This window comes from Pseudomonas sp. OST1909 (assembly GCF_015277575.1).
GTDB classification, from domain to species: Bacteria; Pseudomonadota; Gammaproteobacteria; order Pseudomonadales; family Pseudomonadaceae; genus Aquipseudomonas; species Aquipseudomonas synxantha_A.
On sequence record NZ_CP063780.1, the window covers coordinates 681586 to 706261 of the forward strand.

At 62.1% G+C, this 24676-nt stretch carries 23 protein-coding genes; 5 read left to right on the top strand and 18 right to left on the bottom strand.

Features of this window, described 5'->3' with window-relative positions:
- Positions 1-14: 14 nt before the first annotated feature.
- The 12 genes from IH404_RS03020 to IH404_RS03075 are packed head-to-tail and all read right to left on the bottom strand — an operon-like array spanning position 15 to position 10841.
- Complete coding sequence (locus IH404_RS03020; protein ID WP_194439916.1) at positions 15-2327, bottom strand: MMPL family transporter; 2313 nt, start codon at positions 2325-2327, stop codon at positions 15-17.
- Positions 2317-2979, bottom strand: a complete 663-nt coding sequence (locus IH404_RS03025) for an outer membrane lipoprotein carrier protein LolA (protein ID WP_194440641.1) — start codon at positions 2977-2979, stop codon at positions 2317-2319. The genes IH404_RS03020 and IH404_RS03025 overlap by 11 nt, the downstream gene beginning before the upstream one ends.
- Before the next feature lie 26 nt (positions 2980-3005).
- Positions 3006-3434 carry an acyl-CoA thioesterase gene (locus IH404_RS03030; RefSeq protein WP_194439917.1) on the bottom strand — a complete coding sequence of 143 codons (429 nt, stop codon included), beginning with the start codon at positions 3432-3434 and terminating at the stop codon, positions 3006-3008.
- On the bottom strand, positions 3427-4968 hold the full coding sequence (locus IH404_RS03035; RefSeq protein WP_194439918.1) for an aromatic amino acid ammonia-lyase: 1542 nt from the start codon (positions 4966-4968) through the stop codon (positions 3427-3429). The genes IH404_RS03030 and IH404_RS03035 overlap by 8 nt, the downstream gene beginning before the upstream one ends.
- Positions 4952-5887: a glycosyl transferase gene (locus tag IH404_RS03040; protein ID WP_194439919.1), complete on the bottom strand. Its 936-nt coding sequence runs from the start codon at positions 5885-5887 to the stop codon at positions 4952-4954. Before IH404_RS03040 ends, IH404_RS03035 begins: the two co-directional genes overlap by 17 nt.
- Positions 5884-6618, bottom strand: coding sequence for a glycosyltransferase family 2 protein (locus IH404_RS03045; protein WP_194439920.1), 735 nt, complete (start codon positions 6616-6618; stop codon positions 5884-5886). The genes IH404_RS03040 and IH404_RS03045 overlap by 4 nt, the downstream gene beginning before the upstream one ends.
- Entirely contained in the window at positions 6611-8281 is a 1671-nt protein-coding gene (locus tag IH404_RS03050) for an acyl-CoA synthetase family protein (protein WP_194439921.1), read from the bottom strand. The genes IH404_RS03045 and IH404_RS03050 overlap by 8 nt, the downstream gene beginning before the upstream one ends.
- Complete coding sequence (locus IH404_RS03055; RefSeq protein WP_194439922.1) at positions 8278-8823, bottom strand: hypothetical protein; 546 nt, start codon at positions 8821-8823, stop codon at positions 8278-8280. The genes IH404_RS03050 and IH404_RS03055 overlap by 4 nt, the downstream gene beginning before the upstream one ends.
- Positions 8820-9074: an acyl carrier protein gene (locus IH404_RS03060; RefSeq protein ID WP_003187949.1), complete on the bottom strand. Its 255-nt coding sequence runs from the start codon at positions 9072-9074 to the stop codon at positions 8820-8822. Before IH404_RS03060 ends, IH404_RS03055 begins: the two co-directional genes overlap by 4 nt.
- 9 nt (positions 9075-9083) lie before the next feature.
- A complete protein-coding gene (locus tag IH404_RS03065; RefSeq protein WP_010563239.1) occupies positions 9084-9353 on the bottom strand; it encodes a phosphopantetheine-binding protein in 270 nt (89 codons plus the stop codon).
- Positions 9331-10143: a lysophospholipid acyltransferase family protein gene (locus IH404_RS03070; protein ID WP_194439924.1), complete on the bottom strand. Its 813-nt coding sequence runs from the start codon at positions 10141-10143 to the stop codon at positions 9331-9333. The genes IH404_RS03065 and IH404_RS03070 overlap by 23 nt, the downstream gene beginning before the upstream one ends.
- Complete coding sequence (locus tag IH404_RS03075; RefSeq protein WP_078820110.1) at positions 10119-10841, bottom strand: beta-ketoacyl synthase chain length factor; 723 nt, start codon at positions 10839-10841, stop codon at positions 10119-10121. Before IH404_RS03075 ends, IH404_RS03070 begins: the two co-directional genes overlap by 25 nt.
- A 315-nt stretch (positions 10842-11156) precedes the next feature.
- Here IH404_RS03075 and IH404_RS03080 point away from each other — a divergent pair, with 315 nt between their 5' ends.
- Together IH404_RS03080 and IH404_RS03085 are read left to right on the top strand one after the other, a co-directional pair.
- A complete protein-coding gene (locus IH404_RS03080) occupies positions 11157-11927 on the top strand; it encodes a ParA family protein (protein WP_032878281.1) in 771 nt (256 codons plus the stop codon).
- A gap of 372 nt (positions 11928-12299) precedes the next feature.
- Positions 12300-12515, top strand: a complete 216-nt coding sequence (locus tag IH404_RS03085; protein ID WP_116666217.1) for a DUF6124 family protein — start codon at positions 12300-12302, stop codon at positions 12513-12515.
- A gap of 130 nt (positions 12516-12645) precedes the next feature.
- Here IH404_RS03085 and trxC read toward each other — a convergent pair whose 3' ends face one another.
- Positions 12646-13080 (bottom strand): thioredoxin TrxC, encoded by a 435-nt coding sequence (gene trxC, locus IH404_RS03090; RefSeq protein WP_122732443.1) that lies wholly within the window; start codon positions 13078-13080, stop codon positions 12646-12648.
- Positions 13081-13162: 82 nt separating this feature from the next.
- Here trxC and IH404_RS03095 point away from each other — a divergent pair, with 82 nt between their 5' ends.
- Entirely contained in the window at positions 13163-13387 is a 225-nt protein-coding gene (locus IH404_RS03095; protein ID WP_005784102.1) for a hypothetical protein, read from the top strand.
- A 41-nt stretch (positions 13388-13428) separates the two neighbouring features.
- Here the strand turns inward: IH404_RS03095 and selO are convergent, their stop codons facing one another.
- The 4 genes from selO to IH404_RS03115 form a co-directional block, all read right to left on the bottom strand.
- Positions 13429-14892 carry a protein adenylyltransferase SelO gene (selO, locus tag IH404_RS03100; protein WP_122732442.1) on the bottom strand — a complete coding sequence of 488 codons (1464 nt, stop codon included), beginning with the start codon at positions 14890-14892 and terminating at the stop codon, positions 13429-13431.
- Between the two features lie 48 nt (positions 14893-14940).
- Positions 14941-18324: a mechanosensitive channel MscK gene (mscK, locus tag IH404_RS03105; RefSeq protein ID WP_194439927.1), complete on the bottom strand. Its 3384-nt coding sequence runs from the start codon at positions 18322-18324 to the stop codon at positions 14941-14943.
- Positions 18325-18373: 49 nt separating this feature from the next.
- Complete coding sequence (locus tag IH404_RS03110; RefSeq protein ID WP_005784108.1) at positions 18374-20116, bottom strand: potassium/proton antiporter; 1743 nt, start codon at positions 20114-20116, stop codon at positions 18374-18376.
- Between the two features lie 240 nt (positions 20117-20356).
- A complete protein-coding gene (locus tag IH404_RS03115) occupies positions 20357-21982 on the bottom strand; it encodes a methyl-accepting chemotaxis protein (protein ID WP_005784110.1) in 1626 nt (541 codons plus the stop codon).
- Positions 21983-22259: 277 nt separating this feature from the next.
- On the opposite strand from IH404_RS03115, the gene IH404_RS03120 reads away from it, so the two are divergent.
- Complete coding sequence (locus IH404_RS03120; RefSeq protein WP_003187970.1) at positions 22260-22490, top strand: hypothetical protein; 231 nt, start codon at positions 22260-22262, stop codon at positions 22488-22490.
- Entirely contained in the window at positions 22487-22777 is a 291-nt protein-coding gene (locus IH404_RS03125; protein ID WP_005784113.1) for a cell division protein ZapA, read from the top strand. The genes IH404_RS03120 and IH404_RS03125 overlap by 4 nt, the downstream gene beginning before the upstream one ends.
- On the opposite strand, the gene IH404_RS03130 is transcribed toward IH404_RS03125, so the two are convergent.
- A complete protein-coding gene (locus IH404_RS03130; RefSeq protein ID WP_194439929.1) occupies positions 22774-24576 on the bottom strand; it encodes an acyl-CoA dehydrogenase in 1803 nt (600 codons plus the stop codon). The genes IH404_RS03125 and IH404_RS03130 overlap by 4 nt on opposite strands.
- Positions 24577-24676 lie beyond the last annotated feature (100 nt).

Genomic DNA, 24676 nt, shown 5'->3' on the forward strand with positions numbered 1-24676 from the left:
GGCGATAATCGCATTCATAAGGTGTGTTTCTGCTGGGCGGCCCAGGGCGCCAGCATAAAGCTGAATGCCAGGCCCAGGCTGACCGATAAACCGAAATTACTCACGGCCGGTGTACTCGACACCGCCAGCAGGCCGAACGACAACCAGGTTGTCAACGCCGCCAGCAGTGTTCCCAAGAGGCTGACGGCCGGGCCGCCGATCTGCTCGCGCATCAAGATCGCGTAGTCAACGCTGATGGCCGTGACCAGCAACAGGCCAAACAGGCTGAACAAGGTCAGCGGCTGGCCCAGCCAGCCGAGGCTGGCCAGGCTGCACAGCGCGGCCAGCAGGGGCAGGGCGACGATACGCAAGGCGCCGCCAAAACCGAAGGGCACAATCAGCAACAGCACGATCAGCACGCACGACAGCAACTTCAATTCGGCTGCGCTGATTTGCGTGTCGGCAAACACGCGGTTCAGGTCGCCCAGGCGATCGACCAGTTGCACGCCGGGCAAATCCAGCGCCTGCACCCGCAGCAACGCCGGGTTGTTCAAGCCTTGCAGGCTGACCATGGCCGCCACGCCGCCGTCGACCGGGCCGAGCCAGAGCGTGCGCCAGGGTTCGGCCAGCGGGCCTTGCAGGGCTGCGTCAATGTCTTGAGTGGGCAGCGCCTGCAACTGCGTGACTTCAGCCTGCAGGGCACTGACGGGCACGCCGAGGTCCAGCAGCGGTTGCCAGTGCTGCGCCAGAGTGTTCAGCGCATCGCGCAGTTGTTGCTGCTCCTCGGGCAGGTTCACCAGTTGACTGAGCGCCAGGTAACCCTGGAGCTTGTCCATGTTCACCAACTGATCCAGGCGTTTGCCCAAGGCGGCTTGGCGTTCCAGCAACTGCTGCTGATTATCTGCGCGCACCAGGAAAAACTGGCTGGTGGGCTGGAACCCGGTGATGCGCGCTACGGCCTGTGTTTCCTGGAGCAATTGCGGCGGCGCGCCGATCCACTGGCGAATATCGTTCTTGCTGTTGAGCTGCCACAGGCCGGCGGCGCAGAACACCAGCACCGCCACCAGCAGCACTGAACCGGGCACGCGTTTGATCAAGGCGGTACGCAGTTGCCATAGGGCCTGGGCGACACGCAGCGGCCATTGCGCCGGACGCAGCTCCACGCCCTTGAGCAGCGCAGGCAGCAGGCACACCGCACACAAATAAGCCCCCACCAGCCCGGCGGCGGAGAACACCGCGATTTGCGTCAGCGCCGGGAAGGGTGTCCAGGCCAGCGCCAGATAGCCGATGCAACTGGTGGCCAGGCTCAGGCTCAGCCCCGGCAGGGTCAGGCGCAACGCCGGCCAACTGCGCCAGGGTTGCAGGCTCCAGCTTTTGGACAGGTAGTGCAGTGGGTAATCCACCGCCACGCCGATCAGGCTGGAACCCAGTACCAGGGTCATCACATGCATATGCCCAAACAACGCCACGCAGGCCACCGCGCCAAACAGCATGCCCACCAGCACCGGCACAAAGGCCAGCAACACCCTCCAGCGCCGGAAGGCCAGCAACAGCAACAACAGGATGCCGATGGTTGCGCCACCGCCGACCCAGGTGATTTCCCGCGTGGCTTGCTGCTGCCCATTGGCCGCGTAGAGCAAGCCGCTGGCGGCGAGCAATTGCGCGCCGTCCTCACCAGCCTGCTCGCGGCTGGCCTGGAGCAAATCCGCCACTTGCAACGGCAATTTCATATCGAAGGCATTGCCGTGGGTGCGTGCCCGCACCAGCACCCAGCTTTGGCCGTCGGCTTCGGCGATCAAGGCGCCGCTGCCGATGTCCAACTGAACCGCGCCGTGTTGTGGCTGGCTGTTCTGGATACGCCCGGTCAGGCCGAGCCAGTCGTCCTGGCTCGGCACCAGGCTGAAGCCGGTGAACGGGTCGAACAGTGCTTGCACCCGTTGCTGGATGAAGGCGTCGGGTTGCTCAATCAGTTGCTCGCGGTCCTTGGCCGAGAGCATCGACAAGCGCCCGCGCAGCAGTTGCTCGCGCAACGCCGGCAAGTCGGCTTGCAGGTTCCATTGCACCCGTTCAAACAGACCGCTGGCCTGCCAACGCTCGCCCATTTGCTGCGCCGCGGCCAGTGCTTGCTGGCGGTCGGCATGGCCCACCAGTACCAGCATCTCGCGGTTCAGCGGTTCTTGCATACGCTGTTCGGCCTGCTGTTCCAGGGCGTCCGGCGTACTGCCCGGCACCAGTTCCATCAGGTTGGCCGACAACGGCGCGCCATCGCGCCACTGCCAGCCGGCCAGGGCCAGCACGGCCACCAGCAGGATCAGGAACAGGCGCGGCAGCAGGCGCTCACTGGGCAAAGTCGTGTTGCTCCGTATCGCTCAAGGGTTGGTCGGCCGTGCTGTCCTGCATACGCAATACAGTGCTGTCGCCCTGGGTTTCCAGCAGCTCAATGGTTTGCACCAGTTCGCCGCCGTCGATATTGATCCGGGTGAACACTTGCTTGAGCAGCAATGAGCGCGGGGTCAGCGTGAGCTTCCAGTTGTGGGCCTGGCCTTGCAGTTGCAGTTCGAAGTCACGCTGCAAGCCGCTGCTGTCGCCCTGCAGCACCGCGAGGAACAGGCGATTCTGCTCGGCCCCGGCGCTCTTGTTCGGCAGCGGTTGCCAGCCATTGGCGTCACGCCGGGCTATGCCTTGGCCTGTGATGCGGTAGTCCTGTTGCAGCGGGGTCTTGAGCAGCCATAACAGGCCGTGGTCCTTGGCGAGCACGAAGGTGCCTTTGCTGACCAGCGGCTGGGGCAGGGCGCGCAGGTGTTTTTCCTGGGTGAAGTTGCCGTGCATGACAGAGGGTTTGGCAAGCTGATCGCTCAACTGCTGCAAGTCGAAAGCCTGGGCCAAGCCTGGAACGCCCAACAGCAGGATAAGCACAATCCCTGTGGGAGCGGGCTTGCCCGCGAAGAACCTGAGGACGCTGCGTAGTGTCAGGCGTCGTGCGTTATCGTTAACGACCATCGCGGGCAAGCCCGCTCCCACAGGGGTCAGCATTTCAGGGCCCTTTCTACGGCATCGGTGAATATCGTGGGCGAGGCAAGTTGCATCTCGCGGTTGGCGATTTGCACCGCCACCTGCACGGTGCTGGCGCGGGTCAAACGCTCGCCGCTCGCCAGGTCAGTGATCAGGTAGTTGACCTTCAAACGGTTCTCCCACTCCACCAGGCTGGCACGCACATTGAGCGTCTGACCGAAGGTCGCGCCACGTACATAGCGTAGCTGCATGTCGATCACCGGCCAGGCGTAGCCGGACTCGAGCATCGCCGTGTAGTTATGGCCGATCTTGTCCAGCAGCGCACAGCGCGCCACTTCCAGGTATTTCACGTAGTGCCCGTGCCACACCACGTTCATGGTGTCGATATCGAAAAACGGCACGAGGATTTGCGTGTCGCAGTGCAATACGCCGGGGCTACGCATGCAGCCTCCAGTGTTGCGTGGCGATGCGTTGCAGGCACAGGCGCAGTTCGCCTTCCAGGGCACGGTCTTCGATGACTGGCGGGAAGTCCATGGCCAATTCTGCGTGCATTGCGGCCAGTGCCGGTGGCAGCGCTCGGGCATCTTCTGCTTGGGCGCGCAGCCACACACCCTGGTTGGCGGCGAGCAGGGTGGCGGCGGCTACTTGTTCGGTCAGCTCCAGTACGCGGATTGCATCGCGGGCGGCAATGGTGCCCATGCTCACCTTGTCCTGGTTGTGGCACTCGGTGGAGCGCGAAAACACGCTGGCCGGCATAGTGTTTTTCAGCGCTTCGGCGGTCCAGGCGCTGGTGCCGATCTGCACCGCCTTGAAGCCGTGGTTGATCATCGCGCGGTCGGCCAGTGCGCCCGACAGGTTGCTCGGCAGGCCGTGGTTGTAGCGCACGTCCACCAGCAGCGCGAGCTGGCGGTCGAGCAGGTCGGCGACGTTGGCCACCAGGGTCTTGAGGCTGTCCATGGCGAAGGCGATATGCCCGCCGTAGAAGTGCCCGCCGTGCAGTACGCGTTCTTCTTCAGCGTCGATGATCGGGTTGTCGTTGGCGCTGTTGAGTTCGATCTCGATGAACGAGCGCAGCCAGCTCAGGCTGTCGGCCAACACGCCGAGTACATGGGGCGCGCAGCGCAGCGAGTAGCGATCCTGCAAGCGATGCAGCGGCGCGGTCGGTGCATCGATCGCCAGGTCGTTGCGCAGCCACGCGGCCACTTGCATCTGCCCAGGGTGCGGCTTGGCGGCGAACAGGCGCTCGTCGAAGTGTTCCGGGTTGCCTTGCAGCGCCACCACATTGAGCGCGGTGATGCGTGTGGCCAGGTGCAGCAGGTAGTCGGCGCGGGCGAAAGCCAGGCAGGCCAGGCCAGTCATCACGGCGGTGCCGTTCATCAAGGCCAGGGCTTCCTTGGGGCGCAGCACCAAAGGCTCCCAGCCCAGTTCGCGGTGCACGTCGGCCGCCGGGCGGCGTTCGCCACGAAACAGCACTTCACGTTCGCCGGACAAGGTCGCGGCCACGTAGGACAGCGGCGTCAGATCACCGCTGGCGCCCACCGAGCCTTCTTCCGGGATCAGTGGCAGCACATCGTGTTCAAGGAAGGCGTGCAGACGTTCCAGCAGCTCCACGCGTACGCCCGACACGCCATGGCACAGCGACTGCAAACGCGCCGCCAATACTGCGCGGGTGGCTTGGGCGTCGAGCAACTTGCCCAGGCCGCAACCGTGAAAGGTGTACAGGTGACGCGGCAAGGCTTCGACGTGTTCCAGCGGTACCGCCACCACGCAGGAGTCGCCGTAGCCGGTGGTCACGCCGTAGATCACGCCTTCCTTGTCCAGCAGCGAGTCGAGAAACTGCGCGCCCTTGGCGATGCGCTGACGATAGGCAGCATCACCCTGCAATTGCGTGGGCACCTGACGGTTGGCCAGGGCCAGCACGTCTTCGATGCGCAAGGGGCGTTCGCCAAAGGTTACCGGCTCAAGATGCGTCGTCATCGGTCTTCCAGAAAGTGTAAAAGTTGAACCATTGTTGGGGCGCTTGCAGGCAGAACTGGCCCAGGCGTGCGGCGTAGCGGGCGGTCCACTCGGCAATCACTTGCTCGCGGGTGCTGCGCTTCCATTCGATCAACGGTGCGAAAGGCTCGATGGTCAGGCGATAGCGGCCTTGGTGTTTGAGGCACATCAGCAAGTTGACCGGGCATTTGAGCAGCCCGGCCAGCAGCCACGGGCCTTGGGGGAACGCAGCCGGGTGGCCGAGAAAATCCACGCGCACCGTGCGCCCACCGTGCAACGGTATGCGGTCACCGGCAATCGCCAGCCATTCGCCGTCGTCCAGGCGCTGGCTGAGCAGCAGCATGGTGGCCGGGTCCAGCTCGCTGACCTGGATCAGGCGCAAATGGCTGGCCCCGGCTTCGCCCAGCAGGCGGTTGAAACGCTCGGCGTGCTTGGTGTGCACCAACACGTTCATGGTGACCTGTTCACCGATCTCCGCCAGTGCACGGCACACTTCCAGGTTGCCCAGGTGCGCGCCCACCAGCATCTGCCCGCGTTCGCCACGCAGTTGCCCGCGCAATTGCGCCGGGTCGTTGATTTCGATCTGCTCCAGGCCCAGCTTGCCGTTCCATACGTCGAGCTTGTCGAGCAGGGAATCGGCGAAGGCCATGAACTGGCCGAAGACTTTCCGGTGGCTGGGCAGCAGTTCATCGCGCCCGCTCCATTGGGCCAGGCGCTGTTGATATTGCCAGGCGCTGTGGCGCGCCGTGCGGCCAAACAGAAAGAAGTAGAAAACGATGCTGTAGAGCAAAGGGCTCAACAGGCGACGCCCCAGAATTTTTGCGGCGAGCGCCGTGAGCTTCATCAGCCAGAAGCTGCCGCGTTCCTCGCGGTCGGCCCAGTGCTTGGTGCTGTCGCTCATGCCTGCCACCGTCGCCACAGGATCATCGGCGCACGCACCAACATGCCGAAAAACAGCCGCGTGTGCATGGCGCTGATGCGAACGTTGTCGCGGAACAAGCGAAAGTGCGACAAACCGTCGGCCGGGTAGTGCACCTGGGTCGGCAGCCAGCGCATCGGTTGGTTGCGCCAGGCCAGGCGCACCAGGATGTCCGAGTCGAAATCCATGTGGGTGCCGATGTAGGCCGAGTCCATCAAGGCCAGGGTTGGCGCCAGCGGGTACACGCGAAAGCCGCACATCGAGTCGCGAATCTGCAACGACAGGGTGTTGATCCACACCCATACGTGGGTCAGGTAACGCGCATACAAACGGCCTTTGGGCACGCTGTCGTCGTATTCGGGGTAGCCGCAGATGACGGCGTCAGGGTGTCGGCGCGAGGTGTCGATAAAGGTCTCGACTTCACGCAGGTCGTGCTGGCCGTCGGCGTCCACTTGCAGGGCGTGGGTGTAGCCCCGGCGCGCCGCTTCGCGAAAGCCGGCCATCACTGCGCCGCCCTTGCCCTGGTTGCTGGGCAGGGTCAACAGGGTGACGTTGTCGAGGGAGGCCAATTGCGCCAACACCGCTGCGCAGGCCGGGCTGCTGCCGTCGTCGACCAGCAGGCACGGCAAGCCGCTGCCCAGCAGGCTGCGGACCACGGCGGGTACGGCAGTTTCGTGGTTGTACACCGGAATCAGGGCGCAGGGGTTATGCATTCGCAGTCACCAACTGTATGCGACCGCTGGAACAGGCGGCAACGCCGTTGCGGTAGGTGAAATAAAGCTTGCTGCGTTCCCGGTCAAAGCGCAGGTGCAGTTCAATCTGATCGCCCGGGCGCACCAGTTGCTGGAACTTGAGCACTTCCATGCCGGCGAAGGTGCTCGGCAAATCGAGCAGTTGCTGGCCCAGGTTGAACGCCCATTCCACTTGCACCACGCCCGGCAGCACCGGCGTTACCGGGAAGTGTCCGCTGAAATAGGCCAGGTCCGGCGGGACGCTCAGTTGCACGGTCCATTCACCATCGGCTTCGACCTGCTCCAGCACTTCGGGGGCTTTTGGCCGGGGAGCCAGCAGAAGTGCTTCGATATCGGCCTGGGGCAGCTTGCCCTGGCTGTTGAGCGGCAATTGGCGCAGCAACCGCCAGCGACGCGGCAGGGCCAGGGCTTCGCAGTGTTGGCTCAGGTGCTGGCGCAGGGTTTGGGTGAGCGTGCGCCGGCCCTGGTTGCGCAGGGCATGCAGGCCATCGCTGCTGAGCACCACCAGTGCGCCAAGGGAGGCGCGGTTTTCCTGCACCACACCCAGGCGGGTTTCGGCGACCCAGGGGTGGGTCATCAACGCCTGTTCGAGCATCGGCAGGGAGATACGTTTTTCTTCCAGCTTGACGATACGGTCCAGGCGGCCCAGCAATTCAAAGCGGCCATCGGCATGGATGCGTGCAGCGTCGGCGGTCTGTTCGATGTGCCCTTCGGGCAGGTACTTTGATGCGATACGCAATGCGCCGTCGGCATCCTGGCTCAGTTGCACGTCGGCAAACGGCTGCCAGGGTTGTGCGCCCTGGCGCCAGGCGATGCCGCCGGTTTCCGAGCTGCCGAGGATTTCCGTGGGCCATTGCTGCAAGCGGTCGTACAGGCTGGCGGCAGCTTCAACGGGCAACGCACCGCCGGAGGAAAACACCCGCGCAACCTGGCTCAGTGCCGGCCAGTCGAGGTTGTCGCCCATGCGTTTGAGCAGCGCCGGGCTGGCGACCCAGGCAAATTGCGGGGGCTCGCGGCTGGCGCGCTGCATGTCTTCGGGGAACGCCAGTTGCTTGCGCACAAAGGTGCGACCTGCGCACAGCGGCCACAACACGCGAAACAGCAAGCCGTAGATGTGCTGGGTGGCGACGCTGCCGATGATGCAGGCGTCCTTGAGGTCTTTGCCCCACAGGGCTTCCAGCGCCTCCACTTCATTGGCCAGCTGGCGCAGGGACTTGTCGATGCGCTTGGGCTCGCCGCTGGAGCCGGAGGTGCACAGGCTCAGTTGGCAGGTGTCCAGGTCGAGGGCGGCGGCGCCCAAGGGCGTTTGATACAGCGCGTCCAGGTCGCTGGCTTCGACCAGCCAGGCGTCCACGCCATTGGCCCAGCGTTGGCGCGTCTGGGGCTGCAGGTCGGCGGGCAGCAGCACGCTCGCACCGGCACGCCAGGCGCCCAGCAGCGCAATCGCCAGCAGCCCGGCGTCTTCCAGGTGCACGGCCAGGCGCTGGATACCCCGGGCTTGCAGGCCCGCCGCCAGGCTAAGGGACTGCTCCCATAATTGCGCGTGGTTCATCTCGGGCTCAGTGGTCACCCAACGATCTTGCAGCGGCTCAAGCAGCAAGTGCTCAAGTTTCAACCCATTCATACGCGGCCCCGAACCCTTTGTCGTACCAGCCATTCCACGGCAAACAACAGCCCCATCAGCCCATAGGCGATCAGGCCGTTGTACAACGTCCACCAGCTCAGCGGCGCCCACAGGGTGAGCGCGGCGGCGAGCAGGCCATTACACAGAAAAAACACACTCCACACCACGGTGACCCGGCGGGTATACACCACCGCATGGGGCGGCAGGTGCGGGTCGGTCATGCGAGCCAGGCGCTCGACCATCGGCGGGCCGTATTGCAGGCTCAGGCCGAACAGCGCCAGCATGAATGCGCTGACCAGGCTGGGGTACCAACGCAGCCACTGCGGGTTATCGAACCAGGCCAGCAGCACGCAGAACACGATCACCGTCACCGCCATCCAGCGGCTGCCCGGGCGCCGCCCAGCGGTCAGGGCGCGCAACAGCCACAGGCTGCCCAGCAACAGGCCGAATTGCCACGGCGCAAAGTGCTCGGTGCCGTAATACACCGCAAAGGGGTACAGCAGCCCCGCCAACAACAGGCCAAGGCCGATCAGCCGGCTCATGCGGCGGGCTGGACCAGACGGTATACCGCCTCAACCACGTCGTTCACGGTGCGCACCGCCTTGAATTCTTCGGCGGCGATCTTCTTGCCGGTCTGGCGCTTGATGTGGTCGATCAGGTCCACGGCGTCGATGCTGTCGATTTCCAGGTCTTGATACAGGTTGGCGTCGAGGGTGACGCGCTCCGGGGGCAGTTCAAACAGTTCCACCAAGGCATCGCGCAGGGTGTTGAAAATATCGTCACGAGTTTGCATGGTACGGTCTCAAGCTGCCTGTCGGGCCGTGACGAACGCCGCAAGGCTGGCCACGTTGGTGAAGTGATTGCGGGTGTCCTTGGCGTCGGCATCGATTTTGATGCCGTACTTTTTCTGAATTGCCAGGCCCAATTCCAGGGCGTCGACCGAATCCAGGCCCAGGCCTTCGCCAAACAGGGTCTGGTCGCTGCCAATGTCGTCGGCGCTGATGTCTTCCAGGCCCAGGGCCTCGATGATCAGCGTCTTTATGTCGTGCTCAAGGCGGTGTTGGTCGCTCATCTTCGGCGAGCTCCTTAATGAAATAGTGATGCAGGTAATCGTTGAGCTTGCGTGAAGCCTGGGGCGCGGCGCCGAGCGCGGCAAACGCTTGTGGCTCTATATCGGCCCCCACGCGCAAACTGAAGTGAAATCGACGTTTGGGGATGCGATACCAGGGTTCGGCCTTGGTCAGGGTGGTGGGGCTGACCTTGATCACCACCGGGGTGATGATTGTCGCACCCCGCAGGGCAATGGCCGCGCCGCCGCGATGAAAGGTGGGGGCCGCGCCGGGTGTGGTGCGAGTGCCTTCGGGAAAGATGATCAGGGTCTGGCCGGCACGCAGGGCGTCGGCAGCCGCATCGAGCATGTCGGCGCTGCCGTCGTTGCTGATGTAGCCGGCATCACGCACCGGCCCGCGGGTGAAGGGGTTCTGGAACAGGCTCTGCTTGACCACGCAGTTGGTCTGGCGCATCAGGCCGATCAGGAACACCACATCGATCAGCGACGGGTGGTTGGCAACGATCATCTGCCCTGGACGCCCGAGCTTTTCGGCGCCCTCCACGCTGTAGGTCAGCACGCCGACACGCTGCATCAACCGCACAAAGAACCAGAACAGCCGGCTGATGGTGTGACGTGCACGGCGCTGGTGCTGTTCGGCACTGCCCGGCAAGCAACTGAGCAATGGAAACACCAGCAAACGCAGGCACAACCCGCCCACGCCGAACAGGAAAAAGCTCGCGGCGGTAGCGAACAGGCGCCAGTAATAGGCGTCCCGAGGCTTGTCGGTCAGGGCTTGCGTTGCCAGTTCCATACTCGGTTCTTCCAGGCATGTTGGCAGGCGCCCTGTTCGGTCAGCAGGGTGCGCAGCAGGTTCAGGGCGTGGGGCCACTGGGCGATGGTGGAGGGTTGGACAGTGCCGGTGGTGAGTTCCAGCTGCCACTCGTCGCCCGGTGTCAGCAACAGGCCGAGGGCATAGGGGAAAGGTACGTCATGGATCCAGCCGGCGTAGGCTTCGGGCGGCTGTTCTTCAGTGATCACCAGCAGCACCGCCGGGGCGCCTTCGTTGAGCAATGCGGCGGCTTCCAGGAGGCCGTGCTCCAGGCCATCGCCAACGGCAGCGAGGGCAGTCATCTCGGCGGTTTCATTGCGCAGGATCGACCACAGGCCGATCACCGCGTTGTGCACCGACAGGCTGAACTGGGTGGGCGACAGCGGCTGCTCGTTGGCCAAATCGCTGAGGATATCCAGGGTGCGCGGGGTTTCGCCGTGGCGGGAAATGAACACCAGCGGCAGCTCTGCAAGGCCCTCGGCCAGCGGCCAGCCGACGCTGAATGCCATGCGCGCCAGCCGGCTCAAGCGGCGGCGCTGCATAGCTGGCAGAAATGACACATCCGGGCAGGCTTCGCTGACGGGCAGCAACACCGGGTCCCGGCACCAGGCGTGCCAGTCGTGCGCACTCTCAAGGCCAGGGGCCCAGGCGCGCCATTGGGCGATGTTGAAGTTGATCACTGAGAAGTTATCCCGCCCCTGCGGGCTTCCATGTGCGGCCAATGGCCCCGGATTCCGGGACAGAGAGCAATAGCCGAATGGCGCGCATTATCCCGGTGCCGCGGGGTTCTAGCAAATAGTGGTGAAAGTTTGTTCACTATTGATCACAAATAAGTTGGAAGAATTTACAGATTGTCGGCGATGCAAGGCCGAGCTGGGTTGTCGGAGATTTCCCATTCATTTGTGAGCCAGGCACAGCGTATGGATGAACGAGGTAGCTAACTGGCGCTTTTGCGCTCTACACTCGGTCATTCATTGATACACGGAGGTTTTTCCATGCGGCGCGTGGTGTTCAATCAAAAAGGCGGCGTGGGCAAGTCCAGCATCGCCTGCAACCTGGCGGCGGTCAGCGCCAGCGAAGGTTATCGAACCCTGTTGGTGGACCTCGATGCGCAAGCCAACTCGACCCAGTACCTCACCGGGTTGACGGGCGAAGATATCCCCATGGGGATCGCTGATTTTTTCAAGCAAACGTTGTCTTCCGGGCCGTTTTCGAAGAAGAACAAGGTGGATATCTACGAAACGCCGTTCGACAACCTGCACGTCATCACCGCCACCGCCGAGCTGGCAGACCTGCAGCCCAAGCTCGAAGCCAAGCACAAGATCAACAAGCTGCGAAAGCTGCTGGATGAGTTGAGCGAGGATTACGACCGGATTTACCTCGACACCCCACCCGCGTTGAACTTCTATGCGGTTTCGGCGTTGATTGCGGCTGATCGTGTGCTGATCCCCTTCGATTGCGACAGCTTTTCGCGCCAGGCCCTGTATGGCCTGCTGGCTGAAATCGAAGAGCTGAAGGAAGACCATAATGAAGGCCTGGAAGTGGAAGGTATCGTGGTTAACCAGTTTCAGGCCCGGGCCAGCCTGCCGCAGCAGATTCTGGATGAACTGATTGCCGAAGGACTGCCGGTACTGCCGGTGTACCTGGCCAGCTCGGTGCGCATGCGCGAGTCGCACCAGGAGAGCAAGCCGCTGATCCACCTCGACCCACGGCATAAGCTGACGCAGCAGTTCGTCGAATTGCATAACCTGCTGGAAAACGCCTGATTTCAAGTGCCACACAGATCCAATGTGGGAAGGTATTCCAATGAATCGTCCCACAGAGGCTGTAGGACCGGTCTGGCAATAGGGCTTGTGCCTTGTAACCTTGCCTACAGCTACGCCAGAATCGGCCGGCTTGTGCGTCTGGATGGGCGTCTCTAAGGTTTGCCGGTCGCTGAATGTTCAGTGATCGGGTTTAGTAGCCCGTGGTGAGACGTACGGCAAATCGTCATCAGGATCTTCCTGGATTTGATGGTGGCTGTACGGAGGGCGCTTTCAAGCGCGCCGGTTGCGTCTCCCCGGTCTACTAACCTGCGTACAGCTGCCACCCTCCGTTTAGTAGCGGTAGGCTGCGGCTCCTCTACTCGGAGACGATCCATGGTTAACCTTTATACCGTTACACCCAACCTCCCCACCGAAGCCCTCGTGCTCAACAGCTACGAAACCTTCTCCTCCGTGCGCACGCTATTACTCAACTTGTCCAACGACCTCACAGGCGAACATCGCGATGTGGCTCTGGCGATTCACCAATTAAGCGAACTGGGCGTCATGCTGGTCGGCCAGATGATGGACCGCGAAGCCCCCCTGACCTAAAGCTGAAATGCATTCAATGTGGGAGCTGGCTTGCCTGCGATAGCATCGCCTCGGTGTAGCAGGCAGACCGAGTCGCCTGCATCGCAGGCAAGCCAGCTCCCACATTGACCGAGTTGATGGCGGGGGATTTTTACACCCCCTGGCTACGCAACCAGCTCATCAACTGCGGCAACGGAAATGCCCCGCTCTGGCGCGCCACTTCGCGACCGTTCTTGAACAGAATCAAACTGGGAATAGAACGAATCCCCAACTGCGCCGACAGCTGCTGGTTGGCCTCACTGTCCAGCTTTGCCAACCGGCACTTGCCTTCAAGCTGCTCGGCGGCCTGCTCGAATACCGGCGCAAACGACTTGCACGGCCCGCACCAGTCGGCCCACACATCCACCAGCAACGGCAAGTCGCCCTTGATCTGGCTGGCGTAGTCGCCTTGTTTCAATTCAAACGGCTTGTTCAACAACACCGGCTGCTTGCAACGCCCGCACTTGGGCGCATCACCCAGGCGTTCGCCGGGGATGCGGTTGAGGCCATTGCAATGAGGGCAGGGGATTACAAGAGTTTCGGACATCGGGGGCTCCTTGGGGGCGGCTATTGGCTTCAATCTGGTGTCGGCGACGCGGTTTATCAACACTCGATAAAAAGGACAAAGCATGAACGACGCTTTGAAACTGGCCATTGAACATTGGCCTTACGTTGCAACGCTGCTGCGCAAACCCCAAACCGAGGAGGATTATGACGCCCTGGTCGAGGCGATTGATGAGCTGCTCGATATCATGGGAGAAGATGAAGACCATCCAATGGGTGGGCTACTGGACATCATTTCTGACTGGGTGGAGGCCTATGATCTGGAGCATCAGCGTATGCCTCAGATCTGATGAGCCTATTCACCGCAGAATAATTCCATTGTCTTTAGGGCTTACGACGAACAACTGATCTCCAGATGCTTGCCCCAATCCGGCGGCCGCTGCGCGTACTGCTCCATTCCCGCTTGTTCCTCAAACGGTTTGCAAAGCACCTCATGCAGCCGCCGCACTTCGCTGTAGTCCCCGGACTCGGCGGCGGTGATGGCGTTTTGGGCGAGGTAGTTGCGCAGGATATAGAGCGGGTTCACCGCATGCATGCGCTCACGGCGTTGCCCCTGGCTGTCATCCCCATCCCGCGCAACACGGGCTTTGTAGAGTTCGGCCCAGGCATCGAACCCGGCCATGTCGACAAAGTCATCGCGCAACCGCGCCACGGCCAGCGCTGCCGATTCATCGCCCAGCCGTCGGAAGAACAGCGTGTAGTCCACGCCACTGTTCTGCATCAGCTTAAGCAAGCCTTCCACCAGTTTCTGGTCATCCTCTTCAGCGGTCGTCAGCCCCAGCCGGCGGCGCATCAAGTCCAGGTAGTGGGCCTGGTAGAACGGCAGGTACAGGCCAAGTGCCTCTTTCAAGGCGTCAACGCTGATAAACGGCGTAAGCGCCTGGGCCAATGCGCTGAGGTTCCACTGCCCGATCGGTACCTGGTTGCTGAAGGAGTAACGCCCTTCATGATCGGAATGGTTACAGATGAAGTGCGCGTCAAAATCATCGAGAAACGCAAACGGCCCGAAGTCGAAGGTGATGCCCAGGATCGACATGTTGTCGGTGTTCATCACGCCGTGGCAGAAGCCATAAGCCTGCCATTTGGCGATCATCTCGGCATTGCGCTCGACGATTTCGCGGAACATCGCCAGGTACGGCTCAGGCTGCTCGCGGCACTCGGGGTAATGCAGGTTCAACACGTGTTCGGCCAGCTCGGCCTGCTGTTCGGGCTTTTTGGTGTAGTAGAAGTATTCGAAATGCCCGAAGCGGATATGGCTATGGGCCAGGCGCAACACCATGGCGCCACGTTCCTGTTTCTCACGCCAGACCGGGGTGCTGGAGCCGATCACGCATAGAGCGCGGCTGCTGGGGATACCCAGCGCGTGTAGCGCTTCGGAGGCGAGGAATTCCCGGATCGATGAGCGCAATACGGCACGCCCGTCGCCCATGCGTGAGTAAGGCGTCATGCCGGCGCCCTTGAGGTGCAAATCCCAGTGTTCGCCGGCCTCGTTGTAGACCTCGCCCAGCAACAACCCGCGGCCATCGCCCAATTGCGGGGTGTAGCCGCCAAACTGATGCCCCGAATAGACCATCGCCCTTGGTTCGGCTTCGGCCCACAGCTTGTGGCCGCCAAACAGTTCGGCAAACACGGGCGTTTCAGCCACGGCCGGGTCAAGGTCGAGCAGCGCCATGGCGTCATTGCTTGCCACCACCAGGCGCGGTTCGTCCAGGGGCTCTGGCAATACGTGGGTTGAGAACGCGTCGCCCAGGCGTGCGAAGCGGTTGTCGAAGGTCAGTTCGTCGAGGGCTTTCACCGGCCATCTCCAGCAGAATGTCCGAGCATTCTGCTGGGGATAGGGCGTTTAGTCGAGTTTGCTCGGTGGCGGCTCCGGCGCATCCACCACTTTGCCGGCGGGTGGCTCTGGTGCGTCGGGCTTGTCGACGGGCTCAACGATGGTCTTGCGCTCATCCTCGGCCGGTACCAGTTTGTATTCCTGGCCGTGGAGGTTTTTCAGGTAGATCTCCATCTGCCTGAACGAGATGTTGATGTGCTGTTTCTTGAACTCGCGGTTGATAAAGCGGTTGACCTCATCCAGCACCGGGTTGCGGTCGCCGAGGTCGCGCACATGCATACGCAGCTCGTGGTCCAGGGTGCTTTCGCCGAAGTTGAGGAAGTACACATGGGGTTCGGGCTCTTTCAGTACCCGCGGGTTTTCCCGTGCGGCTTTGAGTAGCAATTCCTTCACCAGATCCAGGTCGGAGCCGTAGTCCACGCCGAGTTTCAAGGTGACGCGAGTGATGGTGTCGGTCAGCGACCAGTTGATCAGTTGCCCGGTAATAAAGGTCTTGTTCGGGACAATGATGTCTTTATTGTCGAAGTCGGTGATGGTGGTGGCGCGAATGCGGATCTTGCTCACCGTGCCCGACAGGTTGCCGATGGTGATGGTATCGCCAATGCGCACCGGGCGTTCGAACAGGATCATGATGCCGGAAATGAAGTTGGCGAAGATCTCCTGCATACCGAAACCGAGGCCCACCGACAGCGCCGCAACCAGCCATTGCAGCTTGTCCCAGCTCACGCCGAGGGTGGACAGGGTGGTGACAAACCCCACGCCGGCAATGATGTAGGACAGCAAGGTGGTGGTGGCATAGGCGCTGCCCTGGGCCAGGTCCAGCTTGGACAGCACCAGCACTTCCAGCAGGCCGGGCAGGTTGCGCGCCAGGGCGAAGGTGATGCCGATGATGATCGACGCGCCGAGCAGGTCGCCGATACTGATGGGCACCATGCTGATATTGGTACCCGTACCGCTGGTGTATTCGTACAGGGTGACGTTATCCAGGTACGAAAACACCGAGATCAGGTCCGACCACACCCAGTACAGCGCCGCGATAAAGCCGCCGAGCAAAGCCAGGCGGATCAGGCGCATGGACTGTTCGTTGACCTGTTCGATGTCCAGAGTCGGCTCCTCGATCACCGCTTCGCCATCACCGGCTTCCTTGGCGGCCTGGCGTTTGGCCAGGGCGCGGGCATAGGCCAGGCGCCGGGCGGCCACGCCGAGGCCGCGCACGAAGGTGGCCTCGATCACCAGCCAGAACATCAGCAGGTACAGGGTGTTGATCAGCCGGTCGCTGAGTTTCAGGGCGGTGTAGTAGTAGCCAAAGCACACGGCGATGAACAGCGCGATCGGCAGGGCGGTGAACACCAGCCCGATGGCCTTGCGAAACAGCGAGGCCTTTTCATGGGTGGGGCTGTTGAGCAGCAGGCGGCTTAGCAGCCACGCCATCAAGCCATAGCAGGTGAGCACCACGGCAATGCCCAGCACGTCTTCGGCCAGTGCCGCCGGTTGGTGTTCGGCAATCGCCACCACTGCCACCAGGGCCAGTACCACCAGCCCGAGCTTGCGTATCCAGCCCTGGAGGAACTGGACCTGAGGTTTCTCCCAGCGAAAGTGCAGTTCGGCCACACCGCCCGGCGCAAGGATGCGGTAGGCGGTGTAGAACACCAGCCACGCCTGGGCGATCTGCAGCAGGGCCGAGCCCAGGTTGGCGTTTTGCCCGCGGGCGTCGATCTGCAAGGCATAGCCGCACAGCGCCAGGCCCAGTGACACCGGCATTGCCAGCAAAATATTGATCAGGATCGCCTGCGGCGTATGCCACTGGCTGTCGCGCTTGAAGTGACCGATGTCCAGGTGGACCTTGTTGAGGCGCTGGTACAACGCCTTGCGCCGCCACAATAGCGCGCCGAGCAACAGCAGCAGCGGCAGGAACAGCAACGGGCGCTGGGTCAGGCCGTCATACAGTTCGCTGACGCTGGACGCCCAGGGCAGCGTGGCGACTTGCTTGCTCAGGTGCGCCGGCACGGTTTCCAGCCATTCGGTGTCCAGCGGCTTGTTGCTCGGGATCCAGAACATCTGCTCATCAAGCGTGGCGCGCAGTGTAGTGGCGGTGCTCAACAGTTGCTTCTGGTTCAGTTGCAGGGTGATCGATTCGTTCAGTAGCGCACTCAGCTCGCGGCTCAGGCGCTCCAGCAGGTCGCTGCGGGTGATCGCCAGTTCCAGCAAGGTGCGACGCAGTTGCGGCGTGACTTCGTCCGGTGGCTGGTTGGCCAGCAGGTTATCCACATAGGCGCTGGGGGAACTGATCAGCTCACGCTGCTGGTTGACCTCGAACTGGTACAGCCGAATGTTGGCGATATCGTCGGCCAGGTCGCGGTCGACGGTAAGGCGCGGCAGGGCCTGTTTTTGCTTATACAGAATCTTGGAAAGCAGCAGGCTGCCCTTGAGCACGTTGATCTGCTCGTCCAGGGCCGAATCGCTTTGGTTGATCGTGTCCAGTTGCTGCTTGGTCTGCAGGTTCTTCTGGGTCAGGTCATTGAGACGGTCAGTGCTCTTGAGCAGGTAATCGGACAGCTTCAGGTTGTCGGCGCTTTCCTTGGCAAGGATGCTGCTGCCCCCGGCTTTCTGGGCTTCGATGGACTGTTGGGTCACCGTCTGCTGGGACTGGGCCAGGCGTTTCTGGTTGATCAGGGTTTGCAGGTCCTGGATTTCCTGCTCCAGGCGCGCGGTTTTTTCCTGGATCAGGTCGTGCTGGCTGTTGCCCAGGTCTTGCAACTGGCTGTTGCCGGCCAACTCCTGGCGGCGCAGCGGGATCAACGCATTCAGGGCCGCCAGTTCAGCGTTCAACTGGTTGCGCTGGTCGCCGCTGAGGGCTTTGCCGTTGTCTTTGCCCAGCTTGAGCGTGGCATTGATCTGCTGGATGCGCGTCTGGCTGCTGCTGATTTCGGTCTGGGCGCGCTCGGGGCGGGTCTGGGCGGCGATGGTCAGGCTGTTGGCGTCGGCCAGCTCTTTTTGCAGGTCGCCTTGCTGGGTGCTGCGTTGCACCAGCAATTGCTCAAGCTGCGGCACGGGCAGCGAGGCGTAGCGTTGGGCCACCGGGATGATTTTGGTGGCCTTGAGCCGGGCCAGTTCGCGCTGGTTGTCGGTGGTCTGGCGTGGGGCCTCTTCCAGCTGGCGCTTGAGATCGGCAAGGCGCTGCTCGTAATCCTGTTGGTTCGCCAGGTACGTCAGGGTCTGCTGCAGGATGCCCTGCAACGCCTTCATGTCAGCGTCGGGCAGCTTGCGGTCGGGCAGTTTATCCAGGGTTTGCTGGATGGCGTCGGCGCTGGGCGGGTCGGCAGCGTGAACGGCGCCGACGCAAAGGGTCAGGCCCAGCAGGGCAGTGGCGATAAAAGTGCGCAGGGTTGGCATAGAGACCGGTCTTGCAAGGTGAAGAATCGGGGCGTTGTTGCCCCGCAGTTTAGAGGAAGAGTCCGGGGCCCGGGCGACTTCCTTCGGGGAATCTGACGCCGACTTTGCCAATCTTGTTCCCGTCCATGACCGCGACGGTCCAGATGGTGTTGTTCCATTCCACCTGGTCGCCTACCACCGGTGCACCGCCGACCTTCTGGGTGATGAAGCGACTCAGCGGCATGTCCGGGTCGATACCCTCGAGCTTGAGCCCGTACAAGGCCGAGACCGCGCCCAGCTGGGCGTCGCCTTCGAGCACGAAGTCGCCGAAGAAGCGCAAATCGAGGCCCCGTTGCGGTGCCTGGCTGAACAGTTTGCCCAGGGCCGGCAGGTTGTGTTCATGGCCGATCACACAGAGCAAATCATCGACTTCCAGCACCGTACTACCCGACGGATGGAGCAGTTGCTGGCCACGAAACAGTGCAGCGATGCGCGTGCCTTCGGGCATTTTCAGCTCGCGCAGGGCCGCACCGATGCACCATTTCTCGGCGCCGAGGCGGTAGACGAACAGCTCCCACTCGCTGGTGACGTGCACTTCCAGGGCTGCGCGGGAAATCGGTGCCGGGTCCGGCGGTACGGTGACTTTGAGCAACTTGGCCACCCACGGCAGGCTTGTGCCCTGCACCAGCAGCGACACCAGCACGATAAAGAACGCCAGGTTGAAGTACAGCTGCGCATGGGGCAGGCCGGCCATCAGCGGGAACACCGCGAGGATGATCGGCACCGCGCCGCGCAGGCCGACCCAGGCGATAAAGGCTTTTTCGCGACCGTGGAAGGCCTTGAACGGCAACAGGCCAACCATCACCGAAAGAGGCCGCGCAAACAGGATCATCCACAGCGCCAGGCCCAGCGCGGGCAGGGCGATGGGCAGCAGGTCATGGGGCGTGACCAGAAGGCCCAGCACCAGGAACATGCCGATCTGCGCCAGCCAGGCCATGCCGTCGAGCATATGCAGGATGCCATGGCGGCTGCGCACCGGGCGGTTGCCGATGACCAGACCGCACAGGTACACGGCGAGGAAGCCGCTGCCGTGCAGGGCGTTGGTCAGGGCGAAAACGAACAGGCCGCCGGCGATTACCAGAATCGGGTACAGGCCATTGGCCAGGTTGATGCGGTTGACCAGCTGCAGCATCAGCCAGCCGCCGCCCAGGCCCACCAGGCCACCGATACCGAATTCACGAATCAGGTGAGTCAACAGGCTCCAGTGCAGGCCGGTCTGGCCGCTGGCGAGCATGTCGATCAGGGTGACGGTGAGGAACACCGCCATCGGGTCGTTGCTGCCGGATTCGATTTCCAGGCTGGCGCTGACCCGTTCGTTGAGGCCCTTGCCGCCCAGCAGCGAGAACACTGCCGCGGCGTCCGTGGAGCCGACGATGGCGCCAATCAGCAAGCCCTGGATGATATTGAGGTCGAACAGCCAGGCCGCCGCCATGCCGGTGAGGCCGGTGGTAATCAACACCCCCACCGTGGCCAGGGACAAGGCCGGCCACAGCGCCACGCGGAAACTCGCCACCCGTGTGCGCAAGCCGCCGTCGAGCAGGATCACGGCCAGGGCGAGGTTGCCCACCAGGTAGGCGGTGGGGTAGTTATCGAAAATGATGCCGCCGCCATCGACACCGGCGGTCATGCCCACGGCCAGGATGATCACCAAAATCGGGATACCCAGGCGGGACGAAAGGGAACTCACCAGAATGCTCGCACTTACCAGCAACGCGCCGATCAAGAACAGGCTGTTGATGGTCGTCGCATTCAAAGGCAGTACTCCAGAGCAGGGAAGACGGGGCGCAAACTGACCATGCAGTCTGCGTGCCAGCGATTCTAACCTGTTGAATTGCTGCGCTGTCAAAAAGCTTTTGTGGCTGCACATCAATCAAATGTGGGAGCTGGCTTGCCTGCGATTGCGGTGTGCCAGGCGCCAGGGGCGCTAACTGACAGATTGCTATCGCAGGCAAGCCAGCTCCCACAGGGTATGCGGTGTGAGCAAAGGCTTATTTCAGAGACGGAAGCGGCCTACCATCCCATTCAGATCAACTGCCAGGCGCGACAGTTCGTTGCTCGCGGCGCTGGTCTGGCTGGCGCCCGTAGCGGATTGCACCGACAGGTCGCGAATATTCACCAGGTTACGGTCCACTTCCCGCGCCACCTGGGCCTGTTCCTCCGCCGCGCTGGCGATCACCAGGTTGCGCTCGTTGATCTCGACAATCGCCGTGTTGATGGTATCCAGCGACAGGCCCGCGCCCTTGGCGATGTTCAGCGTCGATTCGGCCCGCTCGGTGCTATTGCGCATCGAATCCACTGCGTGCTCAGTACCCGTCTGGATACTGCCGATCATGCGCTCGATCTCGCTGGTGGACTGTTGCGTGCGATGGGCCAGTGCTCGCACCTCGTCGGCCACTACGGCGAACCCGCGTCCGGCTTCCCCGGCCCGTGCGGCTTCAATCGCCGCGTTCAGGGCCAGCAGGTTGGTCTGGTCGGCCAGGCCGCGAATCACGTCCAGCACTTTGCCGATATCCCGCGATTCATTGGCCAAGTCGCCAATCAGGGAGGCGGTGGCCTGCACGTCAGCGCTCATGCGTTCGATGGCGCTGACGGTTTCCTGCACCAGGTCCCGACCATCACCGGCAGAGGTGGTGGCGTTGCGCGAGGCTTCGGAAGTGCTCACGGCATTGCGTGCGACTTCTTCGACGGCGCTGGTCATCTCGTTGACGGCGGTGGCGGCTTGTTCGATTTCGTTGTTTTGCTGGGTCAGGCCACGGGCGCTTTCGTCGGTGACGGCGTTCAGCTCTTCGGCGGCAGACGCCAACTGAGTGGCGGAGCCGGCGATGCGTTGCAGGGTGTCACGCAGTTTGTTTTGCATCTTGGCCATGGCGGCGAGCAGGCGCCCGGCCTCATCGTTGCCGTCCACGGTGATCGGGCGTGTGAGGTTGCCTTCGGCCACTTCTTCCGCGGCTTCAAGGGCGCGGGCGATGGGCAGGGTGATGCTGCGGGTCAGCAACCAGGCGAACAACACGGTCAGCGCCGTGGCAACCACCAGCAGGCCCACCACCAAGTCAAAGGCCGTGTCGTATTGGTCTTTGGCTTGCTGGTTGGTGGCGTTGGCGTCGTCGTTATTGATATCCAGCAAACGGGTCAATACGGCGTTGACTTGCTCGGAGTTGCTCAGCAACTCGGTGTTCAGCAAGTTGCGCAGCTCGTCGATCTGATTGGCGCGTGAAAGGCTCTTCATGCGCTCTTCAATCTGGTGGTACTGGCCCAGCAGGCGCACGTATTCGTCGTAGGCGTTGCGTTCCTGGGTACTGGTGATGAGTTTTTCGTAGATGCCCTGGGCCGTGCGAATCTGCTGATTGCGCATCTCGAAGGCTTCCAACGTCTTTTGCTGTACATCCGGCTCGCGGTTGGTCAGCAAGCGGTACGACAGCACGCGCAGGCGCAGGGTCAGTTGGGTGAATTCGTCGAGGGCACGAATGCTTGGCACGCTGGCCGAGGTGATGTCTTCGGTGGCTGCGCGAATCTTGCTCATCTGGTTCAGGGCGAACACACCCAGCAACAACATCAGGGCGCCAATAAACGCGAAGCCGAGGAAGGCCCTCGGGGCGATATTCATATTACGAAGAGACATGCTGGAATCCTGGGGGGAAGCGCGATCCGTGCGGCCATGAGACGAGGTGTGCCTGCGTTATCGGCCCTGCGACTAAAGTCTTAAGGGGCTGCGCGCTTTTGTCGCATCTGACCAAGGGTTGGGGGCATTGGAGGAACCAGATCGGGTAATTGCAGTCACTAAGGCTCGAAAGTGCGGCCCGGCCCCGATAAATCGGGCTGCACGCCGGGGATATCCCTGGCATCCGAGGTGAATTTTCTTTATCGTCACCGCCCTTTTAAAAGCCCGGGAAATCAAAATGTTAGAAGCATCTCTCAGCCAATTGGAACAACTTGTCAGCGACCTGGTACAGCAGAATCAAGAGCTGCTGGGCAGCAACGAATCCCTCAAGGCCGAACTGGCTCGCGCCAAGGATGAAAACGACAGCCTGCAACTGAACCTGATGGAGCAGGAAGAAAAGCATGGCGCCACCGCCGCACGCATCCAGGCCCTGGTTGAGCGTGTGAGTGCAGGGCCTGTCAGCGCATGAATGAGGGGATAAAGGTCGTTTCGATTCTCGGAGAGGATTACTCGATCAAGGCACCGGCCGGTGAAGATCAGACCCTGATGCATGCCGTGACCATGCTCAAGGCTTCCCTGGCGGTTACCAAGAAAAAGTACCCGACCCTGATCGGTGACAAATTATTGGTACTGGCCGCGCTGAACCTGTGCGCCGAGCAGATCGAAATGCAACAGGCTCACCAACAGGAACTCGACCGTTACCAAGAGCAAGTCAGCGCCACGGTCGAGGTGATTTCCAAGGCGATCCAGCCTTAGAACCACTCATCCTGCATCCCCAGGCACGTATCGTCGCGTGCCTCCAGAATTGCCAGTTCGTGATGGCAGCTCGGCACTTCCCAAGTCAGGAAGTACCGGGCGGCCTGGAGCTTGCCCTTGTAGAAGGCCGCATCGGCCGCGTCACCCTTGGCCAGCCCTTCTTCAGCGCGGATCGCCTGTTCCAGCCAGCGCCAGCCAATCACCGTGTGCCCGAACACTTTCAAGTACAGCGCCGAGTTCGCCAGGCTGCTGTTGACCTTGCCCTGGGCGAGATCGGTCAGCAGGCCAAGCGTGACGCCTTGCAGTCGGTTGACCAGTTGCTCCAATGGCTCTCGCAGTGCCGTGAGTGAGGAGTACTTCTGCGCACGGGCCCCGGTTTCGACAATCAGGCGAATCAATTGCTTCAAGCCGGCACCGCCGTTCTGCGCCAATTTGCGCCCAAGCAAGTCCAGGGACTGGATGCCGTGGGTGCCTTCATGGATCGGGTTCAAGCGGTTGTCGCGGTAGTACTGCTCCACCGGGTATTCGCGGGTGTAGCCGTGGCCGCCGAGAATCTGGATCGCCAGTTCGTTGGCCTTGAGGCAAAACTCCGACGGCCAGGATTTGACGATGGGGGTGAGCAGGTCCAGCAGTTCGTGGGCGTGCTTGCGCTCGGTGTCGGTTGCCAGGGTGGTGGTGTCGTCAAACAGTCGGGCTGCGTAAAGGCCCAGGTCAAAGGCGCCTTCCACATAGGCTTTCTGGGTCAGCAACATGCGCTTGATATCGGCGTGCTGAATGATCGCCACTGGTGCGGTGCCTGGGTCTTTGCTATCGGGCAGGCGACCCTGGGGCCGTTCGCGGGCGTAGTCCAGCGAGTAGAGGTAGCCGGCGTAACCGAGCATCACCGCGCCCATGCCCACGCCAATGCGTGCTTCATTCATCATCTGGAACATGCAGCTCAGGCCCTGGTGCGGTTTGCCCACCAAGTAGCCGACGCAGTTGCCGTTATCGCCGAAGTTAAGCGCCGTGGACGTAGTACCGCGCCAGCCCATCTTGTGAAACAGCCCGGCCAGCAGCACATCGTTGCGTTCGCCCAGGCTGCCGTCATCGTTGACCAGGAACTTGGGCACGATAAACAGCGAAATGCCCTTCACACCCGCAGGTGCGTCCGGCAATTTGGCCAGCACCATGTGCACGATGTTTTCCGACAGCGAGTGGTCGCCACCGGAGATGAAGATCTTGTTGCCTTTGAGGCGATAACTGCCGTCAGCCGCCGGTTCTGCGCGGGTTCGAATATCTGACAGCGAGGAGCCGGCATGGGGCTCGGTCAGGGCCATGGTGCCGAAGAAGCGTCCGTCGATCATCGGTTGCAGGAAGCGCTGCTTCTGTTCCTCGGTGCCGAAGCTTTCGATCAGGTTGGCGGCGCCCATGGTCAGGAACGGGTAGGAGGTCGATGCGGCGTTGGCCGATTGAAAGTGCGCGAAACACGCCTGCGACAACAGCGTCGGCAACTGCATGCCACCGGCTTCGAAACTGCGCGCAGCGTTGAGGAAGCCTGCTTCCAGGAAGGCGTCCACGGCCGGTTTGACTTCCGGAATCAGGATCGCCTGGCCGTCTTCATAGCGCGGCTCGTTTTCATCATTCTTGCGGTTGTGGGGGGCGAAGTACTTCTCTGCGATGCTGCGCGCCGTGCTGATGGCTGCATCGAAGGTTTCGCGATTGTGTTCGGCAAACCGCTCACGCTGGGTCAGGCCCTCGGCATCGAGGACTTCGTACAGCTCGAAAGCCAGATTGCGGGAACTGAGCAGCGTCTCGGACATGGCGGATTACCTTTGAAGGAATTGGCCTGAGTCTAAGCGCGCGAATGGAGGGTGGGTAGCAAGATTGATCTAAGTGATAGAAGGGCAAAACGCTGGCGCA

What these genes read in the sequence shown, in the direction of transcription:
- IH404_RS03085 (WP_116666217.1), top strand. Translation starts at nt 12,300, where the DNA reads ATGGTTAACCTTTATACCGTTACACCCAACCTCCCCACCGAAGCCCTC.
- IH404_RS03045 (WP_194439920.1), bottom strand. Translation starts at nt 6,618, where the DNA reads ATGCATAACCCCTGCGCCCTGATTCCGGTGTACAACCACGAAACTGCC.
- IH404_RS03035 (WP_194439918.1), bottom strand. Translation starts at nt 4,968, where the DNA reads ATGACGACGCATCTTGAGCCGGTAACCTTTGGCGAACGCCCCTTGCGC.
- IH404_RS03065 (WP_010563239.1), bottom strand. Translation starts at nt 9,353, where the DNA reads ATGAGCGACCAACACCGCCTTGAGCACGACATAAAGACGCTGATCATC.
- IH404_RS03025 (WP_194440641.1), bottom strand. Translation starts at nt 2,979, where the DNA reads ATGGTCGTTAACGATAACGCACGACGCCTGACACTACGCAGCGTCCTC.
- IH404_RS03050 (WP_194439921.1), bottom strand. Translation starts at nt 8,281, where the DNA reads ATGAATGGGTTGAAACTTGAGCACTTGCTGCTTGAGCCGCTGCAAGAT.
- IH404_RS03060 (WP_003187949.1), bottom strand. Translation starts at nt 9,074, where the DNA reads ATGCAAACTCGTGACGATATTTTCAACACCCTGCGCGATGCCTTGGTG.
- mscK (WP_194439927.1), bottom strand. Translation starts at nt 18,324, where the DNA reads ATGCCAACCCTGCGCACTTTTATCGCCACTGCCCTGCTGGGCCTGACC.
- IH404_RS03125 (WP_005784113.1), top strand. Translation starts at nt 22,487, where the DNA reads ATGAATGAGGGGATAAAGGTCGTTTCGATTCTCGGAGAGGATTACTCG.
- IH404_RS03030 (WP_194439917.1), bottom strand. Translation starts at nt 3,434, where the DNA reads ATGCGTAGCCCCGGCGTATTGCACTGCGACACGCAAATCCTCGTGCCG.
- IH404_RS03055 (WP_194439922.1), bottom strand. Translation starts at nt 8,823, where the DNA reads ATGAGCCGGCTGATCGGCCTTGGCCTGTTGTTGGCGGGGCTGCTGTAC.
- IH404_RS03120 (WP_003187970.1), top strand. Translation starts at nt 22,260, where the DNA reads ATGTTAGAAGCATCTCTCAGCCAATTGGAACAACTTGTCAGCGACCTG.
- IH404_RS03095 (WP_005784102.1), top strand. Translation starts at nt 13,163, where the DNA reads ATGAACGACGCTTTGAAACTGGCCATTGAACATTGGCCTTACGTTGCA.
- IH404_RS03080 (WP_032878281.1), top strand. Translation starts at nt 11,157, where the DNA reads ATGCGGCGCGTGGTGTTCAATCAAAAAGGCGGCGTGGGCAAGTCCAGC.
- IH404_RS03115 (WP_005784110.1), bottom strand. Translation starts at nt 21,982, where the DNA reads ATGTCTCTTCGTAATATGAATATCGCCCCGAGGGCCTTCCTCGGCTTC.
- IH404_RS03040 (WP_194439919.1), bottom strand. Translation starts at nt 5,887, where the DNA reads ATGAGCGACAGCACCAAGCACTGGGCCGACCGCGAGGAACGCGGCAGC.
- trxC (WP_122732443.1), bottom strand. Translation starts at nt 13,080, where the DNA reads ATGTCCGAAACTCTTGTAATCCCCTGCCCTCATTGCAATGGCCTCAAC.
- IH404_RS03070 (WP_194439924.1), bottom strand. Translation starts at nt 10,143, where the DNA reads ATGGAACTGGCAACGCAAGCCCTGACCGACAAGCCTCGGGACGCCTAT.
- IH404_RS03130 (WP_194439929.1), bottom strand. Translation starts at nt 24,576, where the DNA reads ATGTCCGAGACGCTGCTCAGTTCCCGCAATCTGGCTTTCGAGCTGTAC.